At 38.7% G+C, this 9,222-nt stretch carries 17 protein-coding genes; 16 read left to right on the top strand and 1 reads right to left on the bottom strand.

What is annotated here, in order from left to right:
* Positions 1 to 109 precede the first annotated feature (109 nt).
* Entirely contained in the window at positions 110 to 244 is a 135-nt protein-coding gene (locus F6K54_RS43335; RefSeq protein ID WP_366558300.1) for a hypothetical protein, read from the bottom strand.
* 169 nt (positions 245 to 413) lie between these two features.
* Between F6K54_RS43335 and F6K54_RS33700 the strand changes: the two genes are divergently transcribed.
* From F6K54_RS33700 to F6K54_RS33625, 16 genes are all read left to right on the top strand, one after another.
* Complete coding sequence (locus F6K54_RS33700) at positions 414 to 722, top strand: hypothetical protein (RefSeq protein WP_293087881.1); 309 nt, start codon at positions 414 to 416, stop codon at positions 720 to 722.
* Positions 723 to 745: 23 nt separating this feature from the next.
* A complete protein-coding gene (locus F6K54_RS33695) occupies positions 746 to 943 on the top strand; it encodes a hypothetical protein (RefSeq protein WP_293087878.1) in 198 nt (65 codons plus the stop codon).
* 105 nt (positions 944 to 1,048) lie between these two features.
* Positions 1,049 to 1,282 (top strand): hypothetical protein, encoded by a 234-nt coding sequence (locus F6K54_RS33690; RefSeq protein ID WP_293087875.1) that lies wholly within the window; start codon positions 1,049 to 1,051, stop codon positions 1,280 to 1,282.
* Entirely contained in the window at positions 1,237 to 1,689 is a 453-nt protein-coding gene (locus F6K54_RS33685; RefSeq protein ID WP_293087872.1) for a hypothetical protein, read from the top strand. Before F6K54_RS33690 ends, F6K54_RS33685 begins: the two co-directional genes overlap by 46 nt.
* 249 nt (positions 1,690 to 1,938) lie before the next feature.
* A complete protein-coding gene (locus F6K54_RS33680; protein WP_293087869.1) occupies positions 1,939 to 2,310 on the top strand; it encodes a hypothetical protein in 372 nt (123 codons plus the stop codon).
* Positions 2,297 to 2,686 (top strand): hypothetical protein, encoded by a 390-nt coding sequence (locus F6K54_RS33675; protein ID WP_293087867.1) that lies wholly within the window; start codon positions 2,297 to 2,299, stop codon positions 2,684 to 2,686. Before F6K54_RS33680 ends, F6K54_RS33675 begins: the two co-directional genes overlap by 14 nt.
* On the top strand, positions 2,683 to 3,063 hold the full coding sequence (locus F6K54_RS33670; RefSeq protein ID WP_293087864.1) for a hypothetical protein: 381 nt from the start codon (positions 2,683 to 2,685) through the stop codon (positions 3,061 to 3,063). Before F6K54_RS33675 ends, F6K54_RS33670 begins: the two co-directional genes overlap by 4 nt.
* A 2-nt stretch (positions 3,064 to 3,065) precedes the next feature.
* Positions 3,066 to 3,275 (top strand): hypothetical protein, encoded by a 210-nt coding sequence (locus F6K54_RS33665; RefSeq protein WP_293087862.1) that lies wholly within the window; start codon positions 3,066 to 3,068, stop codon positions 3,273 to 3,275.
* Positions 3,259 to 3,585, top strand: coding sequence for a hypothetical protein (locus tag F6K54_RS33660; protein WP_293087859.1), 327 nt, complete (start codon positions 3,259 to 3,261; stop codon positions 3,583 to 3,585). Before F6K54_RS33665 ends, F6K54_RS33660 begins: the two co-directional genes overlap by 17 nt.
* Positions 3,586 to 3,625: 40 nt before the next feature.
* Positions 3,626 to 4,837 (top strand): hypothetical protein, encoded by a 1,212-nt coding sequence (locus tag F6K54_RS33655; RefSeq protein ID WP_293087856.1) that lies wholly within the window; start codon positions 3,626 to 3,628, stop codon positions 4,835 to 4,837.
* Positions 4,785 to 5,621, top strand: a complete 837-nt coding sequence (locus tag F6K54_RS33650) for a hypothetical protein (protein ID WP_293087853.1) — start codon at positions 4,785 to 4,787, stop codon at positions 5,619 to 5,621. The genes F6K54_RS33655 and F6K54_RS33650 overlap by 53 nt, the downstream gene beginning before the upstream one ends.
* 178 nt (positions 5,622 to 5,799) lie before the next feature.
* Positions 5,800 to 6,978, top strand: coding sequence for a transposase (locus F6K54_RS33645; RefSeq protein ID WP_293087850.1), 1,179 nt, complete (start codon positions 5,800 to 5,802; stop codon positions 6,976 to 6,978).
* An 8-nt stretch (positions 6,979 to 6,986) separates the two neighbouring features.
* The gene (locus F6K54_RS33640) at positions 6,987 to 7,319 is read left to right on the top strand and encodes a hypothetical protein (protein ID WP_293087847.1); all 333 of its coding nucleotides are present in this window, start codon (positions 6,987 to 6,989) and stop codon (positions 7,317 to 7,319) included.
* Entirely contained in the window at positions 7,312 to 8,064 is a 753-nt protein-coding gene (locus tag F6K54_RS33635) for a DUF5131 family protein (RefSeq protein WP_293087845.1), read from the top strand. The genes F6K54_RS33640 and F6K54_RS33635 overlap by 8 nt, the downstream gene beginning before the upstream one ends.
* A gap of 103 nt (positions 8,065 to 8,167) precedes the next feature.
* On the top strand, positions 8,168 to 8,569 hold the full coding sequence (locus F6K54_RS33630; protein ID WP_293087842.1) for a helix-turn-helix domain-containing protein: 402 nt from the start codon (positions 8,168 to 8,170) through the stop codon (positions 8,567 to 8,569).
* A 12-nt stretch (positions 8,570 to 8,581) separates the two neighbouring features.
* Complete coding sequence (locus tag F6K54_RS33625; protein ID WP_293087840.1) at positions 8,582 to 8,899, top strand: hypothetical protein; 318 nt, start codon at positions 8,582 to 8,584, stop codon at positions 8,897 to 8,899.
* Positions 8,900 to 9,222: the final 323 nt, after the last annotated feature.

Raw genomic sequence — 9,222 nt, 5'->3', positions numbered from 1 at the left:
TCAAATTTTTGAGTGAACTGTTTATTTTCATCTAATCTTTGTTCTAGTCGGCCACGATGCTCCCCTACGTATTCATAAAAAACTTCTTTCAACAGTTCCAACTGGCTCGCTAGTTTTTTAGTACGGCCTCCTCCTCCGTCAATGGTGGCGGTGGCTGCGGTTGCATTTTCTCCCTTACTAATTGTTCCAATACTTCGCTCCGGCTCAAGTCTTTCTGCTTCTTCAATTTGTCGAGGAAGTTCATACAAGCCGGAGTCAACTTGATAGTTGTCTGAGCTTTTGTCTCCCCATATTTTTGATGTACTGTTTTCGGCATCTGCTCTTGATTTGACGTTCATTGCATTACTATCCTAGCCTATTTTCCCTTGAAAGATTGCAGTTCAATGTTGACATCTTAGCGAGATTAAACTACTATGTCAATCATACACAGAAAAAAAAAGTTAGGAGGCAATCAACCAAAAGTAGACGTAGATGACATCTCAAGCTTCATGTTTTTTCTTGAAGAATCTAACTTATTATTAATTCCTGCACTTGGGCCTTCTTCTCCAGTGGGAGGCCCTTTACTTAAACAAATGATGCAAGGCCAAATCAATCAATATTTACGACTATTCCAGCACTTTGGAATAGAAACTGCCGAAAGATATCGTGCTGTTGTAGAAGCTCCTACTTATCGCGATCGCCCGAACTTGAGCAAAGTTTATTTTGCTCTAAAAAATTATTAAGTTTAAGTTTGACAAAAATGAAAATGAATCTGACAAAAAAAATGATTAAAGCCGGAAAAATTGCCGAGATATTAGCAGATAAACTATTCGAGGTAGCAAGTGAGCGAGAAGACAAATTTATAAAAGGTTTTGTTATTTTGCTAGACAACTTTGCTACTTGGACAGAATGGGTAATAGATACAGGCGAATTCGATTTTTGGATATCGATTAATGGAAATTGAGTAGAAGAAGGGTTGAAGATTTTCATTTCAAGCCGACAAAAGTTAATTACTTAACCAGGGGCTTTCTTCTTGACGATAACGGTTTCTTTACTTAAAAACAGACAAATGTTACAAGGCCAAATCAATCAATATTTACTACTATTCCAAAGTGCTGGAATAGAAACTGCCGAAAGATATCGTGCTGCTGTAGAAGCTCCTACTTATCGCGATCGCCCAAATCGTTCGGGATTCACCCAGTGGCGATCGACCAAAACCAGGGACGCAGCATATATGAGGCATTATAGGCAAGCCAGATGGGGGAGCAAATTTGGCGACTACGGCAACAAACGCCCAACTTAGCAGAGGATTTGATTATGCAACAAAAACCTGAATTTCAATTAGGAGATACTGTAATCCACCGTTTTGATGAACACAAATATTTAGTATGTTCCGTCAGTTGGGAAATTCATCAATTAGGGGAGTGGGACTCATCCTTGAGGAATGCTTATTGGAATGGAAGATATGTTTATGGTCTTGTTAGTTGGACTATACCGCAGCCATACGATCCTTCACACTTGATAAAGTGGTCCGAAGCCCTTAAAAAATCCAAAAATGAAGGGTATCAACCGAATATTCCTTTTCCTCAGAAAATTGAATATGTGAAAAGTGTCCGAGAGGCAGATTTAAGATTAGCGGATCAAAACGATACGATTCCCAGCAGATTTCAGCTAGTCAAGATTTTCATTGAGGAAAATTACATTGTTTAAACCAAAGTTTGAGATAGGTCAACAGGTAGTTGTCACAGGAACTTGCTACTACCCTTTTGTTAGAAATCAGCGTTTTTACGTTGCAGGAGTTTCACTGCGGGACTTTTCAATAAATAGTATGTTCGATGATTCTGCCCGTCCGCATTATGAGTATCACTTAGTTATGTGGATTGATGCAACTAATTACGCAAACCTTATATACCCTATTTTTGAAACTGATTTGGAAGCATATTCAAGGGAGGATCGACAATGAGGAAAGACGAAATAGAAGCCATGGACAGAGACCATGCAAATTTTGCAGATTATTTAGTAGACAGAATCAAGGAAAAACTTTTAAAGAGTGAGACTTTAAAAGTAGAGATTACTGACAGTTATGATTTCGGGGAAACAATTCATGAAACTGTTAGATATGCAATCTATCGCACTAAAATGGATTTGCATTTTGCTGTAATAGATATTTATAAACAGTTAGCCATAAAACTTTTTCAACCCGATCAAGACCTTGGAGCTGAAGAGCAAAGAGCTAAATTACAACGAGCTTTTGACTTTAGCTGTTTAGTCGTTAATGTTTACAGAGATAGTTGTCAATCATTAGCAGAACGTTTCAATGAAGAAACCTAAATTCAAACTAGGAGATACGGTTGTCGTTAGCAGAGGAACAATAATGACGGCTGAACCTGGCCGAAAGTACATAGTAGCTGGAATTAGTCTTGAGCCTACGGAATTACCCTCGGATAAGTCCCCAGGTGTTTCTTACTTCACTGGAACTTATCATTATCGTTTGATGTACTGGGATCTAGCAGAGCCGTCGAATGGGAGGACAGCTGAGTGGTACAAGGCTAAGGAGAAGAGGGAGTACCAACAAAATATCCCTTGGACTCAAGAGATTAGGTTCAATTTTTATAATGTTTCAGAGCAGGATCTTGAGCTAGCCTCAGAACCAGAAGTTTTTCCCAGCCTAGAAGTTACTGAATTTGAACAAAATAAAAAAGGATGAAAGAACCTAAATTTAAACTGAGGGATACTGTTGTTGCTGCGGGAGAAGGTTTGGGACTGTTAGAGCAAGGGAGGAAGTACATCATCTGTGCAGTACACATATTGCCAGGGCGTTTGGATTCTGGTCTTTCTTATCTGTCTGATGAATATACTTATGATTTGTCACTTTGGCTTCCTTTAAGACCTATAGACGGAAAATTGGCCGAACAGTGCTTGAACAAGAATCAAACAGGATATCAAAAAGATGCACCCTGGATTCAAGCTATTAAATTCAAATCTTATATCGCTGAAAAATACTTGCAACTATCTCCGGTTCTAGATATTTTCCCTGATTTTGAAATTGTTGATTTTGAAAATAAGGTTTTAGGGGAGCGTTAATTTTGAGTCAACCAGTAGACAATTTTCAACAACACCTTGAGGGCACAATTTTTGAATCGCTAGCAAGCCATTTATATATTATTGCTGATGACTATACTGAAGCAGCATTAAAACTAGAGATTCAAAGGCGAGCTAAATATGCTTTGATCGCAGCTAAGATTTTCAGCGAAGTTAAGTCAAGTACCAAGGAAAGAGATGAATTTAATATCTAATTTTGACGATTATCAACAAAAGGCAAAAAATCTTGCCGACTATCCTAACGATAATGTTTTGCCGGATTGTGCTTCTGTGATGTTCGGGGAAGCAGTGAAAGTCGCAAATATCATCCAGAGTTTTCAAGGTAAAGATGCTGATGATTATGCCAGGACAGAAATGGCCACAAGGCTGGGGAGTATTCTTTGTCAAGTATCAGTTCTAGCTGATGAATTAGGATTCTCCTTAGAATATATTGCTCACATGAATCTGGAAAAACTGACTGAGGTTCGTCGCAATACACAGCTGCAATCATCTACCGATGATTAATATTTTTACAAAATAATTAAATTTCAACTCATCAAATACCATGATATTAGAATCCCAAATTAACGAGAGGCAAGAGCTAGTTTCTCTTTTGGAACGTCAGTTAGCGCAAGCGCAATCAGAGGTTACGCAAATGCAGTCTGATAGCCAGGAAATATCTGATATTTCCGAACGACTCAATGCTTTGCTTTCAAGTTATAACTACAAACCCATTGATATTAAGCCTGATGATTCACGCAAATCTATCAGGATTGAAATTGAAGGACCTGACGATTCAGATGAAAGCGAGGAAGCTGAAGTAATTTATCCACCATTAGCAGAAAATCCCCTCGAGAGTATTCACATTGAAGAAAAAGTGGAGTCTGTGCAAACTATTGATGTTGTCGAGGAAAGCGAGTCAGCTACAGAAGCTCCAGTCAATACTAATCAGCAACTTACTTTTGCAGAACAAATTGCTTCTGAATTGCCAAAGACCTGGACATTAATTGTCGAGGATGACAACAAGGTGGCTATTACAGACACTGTGACCGATAGATGGGTGACTGTAAAACACAAGGCTGATGGCAAGACTAAAGAGATTATTGTCAACAAAGGACTAAGGTATTTTCGGGTCGTTGACACAATAGCTGATGCTTTTGAAAAGGTGGATTGGTGGTTCCAACAGCCTGATGAACCAGAGCCAGAGTTGGCTTGTCTTGATCACGACAAACCGGAACCAGGGTTAGTAAGCCTTGATGTAGACGAAACGGACGACAAAGCTGGATTAATCCCAAGTAAAAAAGGGATAAGCTTTGCCTATACTCTAGAGCAGTTGACATCCGGGCAAAAGTCAGTGACTCGACGTTCGTGGAAGGATGGTTATGCTCAAAGTTTTATTAATACTTATAGAAAATCTCCGCAAACTATTTATCCTGCGCTGACTAATAGTCGTGGTGGAGAATGTGTAGGTTACTGTCGTCTTACCAGCGAACCTTATCAAGAGCTATTAGCAGTTATGCCAGACTCTGATTTGAAACTAGAAGGTTTTCCTCGACTTTCAAAACGACAGTTCGTTGATAAATTTTTTGACGCTGACGACCAACAAGTAGTGTGGGTGATTCGATTTGAATTTATCCCCCTTGATTCAGAGTCGCTAAAAGGAATTATTGAACAGGATTCAAATTCTGAAGAATTAAAACCTACAGGAACCCCAAAGCTAAAAGATGAAGGTAAGTCAACGCAAGCATCGCCTCCTGTTCCTCCCCCCCCCTCTTGAGGTAGAGGCTAAGGATGCGATCGCAACCCTTTTAGCCTGTGTTAATAATAAAGCGTTAGAAGCTACAAAACAAAAGTTAGGACCTAAGCTCGTAGAATTAGCATGGGAAGAAATGAATTTGGTTGAAAGGAACCAGTTTCAGTTTATCACTCAACGAGTTGGTAAAAAACGGAAGGGGGCGGTATTGGGAGACCAGGTAAGGCTTAAGGCTTCTAGCGACAACAAGGCGCTAACTGGCCGTTTGATAGGCTTCTACTTAGATGGGAAGCTTCTAGGCCTCCAGGAAAGGGCCGTTCTCTTTGACGGGGAAGAAGAACCTAGCGTGTGTTCTAGGTCCGATCTGACTGCTGTCGCTAAATCAGTTCCGCCGACACCAGAAGAAATCAAAAAACTGGAGGGATTTTTGACATCCCCAAAGCCAGCTGGTCAGACCAATGGAAAAAATCGAGGCTCAGGGCGGTCGCCAGGTCAAGAAAGCGAGCAATGCGAACTTGACTTAAACATAGTGGCCCCTGAACCTTTGGCAAGCGACTGTGAATCGACACCAACTCTAGATAACATACAGTTTCAGATTCAGGGTTTGTTTCCTGAATTTACTTTTGCATTGACAAAAAACCTGTACAACAGTGTCCTTTTGGACATTTATGATAAAGGCAAGCAAATTGGTACTTTTGAGGACGATGGTGAGGATATATTTGTTTATGAGAAAGCATCGCTGTTTGACGCTGGCTTCACAGAGCAACAGGTCAAGCAATTAGTTGAAATTGAGCGAGTTCCTTTCTGACCAACAGGTATCGTGTTATACTTGGTATAGCCCTTAACATGAATTGGACTTTAGTTTCCTCAGTAATTCTTGGGCTTTTTTTAGAAAAAGGGCGCTTGATGTGAAATGGGATTTATTCCCCTAAATGATTCGTGCGCCCTTTTTTGATATATGGTAATTAATGGTATTATAACCAAAAATGTCTAAAGTTTTAGGCATTGATGTTGGTCGAGGGCAAATAGTGGCGTGCCTCCTGACATCAAAGCCTTCAGATGTTCGGGCAGCTTATCTTACTACTCAATTTTTTAGGTTAGAAGATAATGCAGAGGGAGTAGGGAAGCTAAGAGAACTTGCTCCAGATATTGCGATCGCAGAACCGACAGGATTAAAATATTTAAAGTTTTGGCAGTTATGGCTGGAAAAATTAAATTGTGAGCTGTGGCTAATTCCTAATCAATCACTACCGCCATACAGAAAATTTTTATCGCTTCCTGATAAGGACGACGAAGCTGATAGTTTGGCCTTGGCTTGCTATTGGTTTGATTATCATCATAATCCTCGAAAGTTTGTTAATCGTCAGGATCATGATATCCGTAAGTTAAGAGATTTGATTTTCCGTCGAATTTTTTACGAGAAAGAGGTTGCTCGGCTAACAAATGTAATCCATCAGGATTTGCACTGCGAGTTTCCCGAGGTAGCCAAGATAAAATCTTCACGCGGATTGCTAATGTCGCCCTCTGTTTTTTGGCGATGGCTGGCTGATGAGAATGAAAATAAATATGATGAGCTTTACATAAAATCTTATGGATTTGGATTATCCCAATTTACTGAATTTAATGCTCAAATCATTTGTCTACTTGGAGAACAAGGGAAATTTATAGAAAAACTTATTCAGCAAACTCTAACCAAGGATAAGTTTCGCTTGTACACATCAGTAATGGAAGACGAATTTCAATTTGGGATGAATCAGCAGGCAATAATTTTATCTCAAATTTATCCCATTGAAAAGTTTTTTGGCAGCGATGGTTTGCCGGAAGTAATTACCTCTCTGGGGAAAATATCCGGCAAAATGACAAACAAGGATTTAAGTTTGAGGCGGTTTCGCAAGATATTAGGGGTAGTTCCAGTCAGAGATTGGAGCGGTTCCAAGAAAGTTCACTATAGGTCTGGCTCTGTGCTAACCATGAATGCTTTTTGGTCTTGGTGCTTTACTCGTGTAGAGATTAAGCGCAATCGGACTAATTCTGTGTTGCAAAATCTTGGCGACCTTTATGATCGAGAGAAATTAGGGGGAAAGCCAGTGAAGAAGATTAGAGCTAAAGTTAGGTCAAAGGCTGCTGAAATTTTGTACAAAAAATTAGTAAAAGGGCTTAAGTGAAGCTTGTTATGTGTAAATCAGTTAAGGCTATTGCAATTCAAATGTGCGTTGAAAATATGTTTCCTCTTGATGTTAATTCAATAAAATGGCAATTAAAGTCTTCTAGAATCACTGAGGAAAAAGATGTTTACATAATTTTTATTGACTGTGAATTGAGGCGCTCATTTTTTGATATCTTGAGAAGTTTTATTTTAAAAGAAACGATTGGCCTTGGATGCTTCTCTTCCTATGAGTTTGTCTTTGATGAGAATAAAACTGTTGTCGAAATCGAAGCTGGTATTCGCTTTCAATTGCTTGAGAGTTTGGGAAAATTTAGTAAAGTATTGAAAAAGAATGAATAAATCAGACATTGAATGGACTCAGTATACTTGGAATGTAGTTACTGGCTGCACTAAAATTAGTTCAGGATGTTTGCATTGCTATGCTGAAAGATTAGCAAATGGTAGATTGAAAAGATTTTATCCTAATGGATTCCAGGAGATCGAGTGTCATCCAGGGCGATTGTCAATCCCTTTGAGGATGAGGAAGCCACGGGAAATATTTGTCAATTCAATGTCAGATTTATTTCATGACAAGGTCCCAGAACTTTTTTTACTTCAGGTGATTTCTGTAATCAAGCAGACACCGCAGCATACCTATCAAGTGCTAACTAAACGCCCTGAACGGATGCAAGAGTTCATGTCTAAGCTTTGGCTTGAGGATGGTGTCGCCTTGACCTGGGGAGAGCAAACTCCTTATGAAGGGCTGAACAATTTATGGTTGGGAGTTTCAGTTGAGGATGAAAATGTTGTTGAACGTATTAATTGGCTCCGAGAAACTTCAGCAAAGATTAAATTTTTGTCCTGCGAACCATTGATAGGAAGTTTGCGTGAGATTGATTTGACAACTGGAATTGATTGGGTGATAGTTGGTGGTGAGTCTGGCCCTGGCTGTCGTCCTATAGAGAAAAAATGGGTAGAGGAAATTCGTGAGCAGTGTGTTGATGCTGGCGTTCCATTTTTCTTTAAACAGTGGGGAGGGGTTAGACCTAAGATTAATGGAAGATTGCTTGATGGGAAAGAGTGGAATCAAAAGCCTAAAATGTAAAAAAAAATCAATATTAATTTTTTAAGTCATGGAAGCTGCATATTTAGCACACAGAACAGAATAAGAGCTGTCATTGGATTTTTAAAAAGTAGAGGAGTGTATATTGAAAACTATCAGGCTTGCCAGAATCAATAAAGAACTTTCTCAGCGTGAAGTTGCCATCTCGCTTGGCGTTTCTTTTACAGAATATTCGAGGCTTGAAAATGATTTGATTATTTGCACTGACCAGTCCTTACTAAACCGGATAAATAAAGTCTTAGGAGTAGAGATACTTTTTATTGAGTTGTTTAATCATGCAGGCGTCTATTTCAGCTACTCTTACTTTGATTACTCTATTAAAAAATACTTTTTTAAATATACTTCTGACATTACTCCCCGCATTACAATTGATCTTATGACTGGCAAGCGTAAGGGAGTTGTCAGATCTTCGAGGTACTATGATTTTTTCAGTGAAATGCAGTTAGAAATGTTTGAGCTTATTGATTCACTATTGTCTAGTTTGTGAGGATAGAAAAGAATGAAATTTATTAAAGCTAATTTATCTCCGCTGAAAAAATTATTTTCTATTGAGCCCAAGGGAGAAGGAGGACTGCCCTACAGGCTTGGATATAATGACAGGAATGGATATAGGCTATCTATTAAATCATCTATATCCAATCCATTTGATAAAAATATTTGCCTTTCAGCTCGGATGACATTTGCGAAAACTGATAAAGGTAAAAATCCTTTGGGTTTAGTTTTTCAGATTCGTGATATTGATGAGTTTAGTGGGGATTATCAATTAAAAAAGTGGGCGGATTGTTTTAGAAAAAATAAAAAAATGCCCCTATTTTGATTTAGATAGTTTAGAGAATCAACAAAAAAACATTTTTCTTGCATCGATTCCTTCGGTAGAAGTGAAAGATACTTTTCTGCAAGTAGTAGGAGTACTAACCAATCATTGATGGCATAAAAAGTTGGCTAGTAAAAAAAATAAATCAGCGGAGATTAATTTAAAAATACCGCAAAGAAATTAATCTCCGCTGATGTGAATTATTAGCTTATGGAATAGTGAGGAAAAATGGCTGCCATTGGCAATAGATGCAACTAATATTGGGCAAAACTTTACGGTTCTGTCTCTTCATGCTCTTTATCAGAGTTGTGGTATTCCCGTAGCCT

The sequence above is a fragment of the Okeania sp. SIO3B5 genome (genome assembly GCF_010692555.1).
GTDB lineage: Bacteria > Cyanobacteriota > Cyanobacteriia > Cyanobacteriales > Microcoleaceae > Okeania.
Note: the sequence above shows the minus strand (reverse complement) of the source record. Positions and strands in the feature narration are given on the sequence as shown.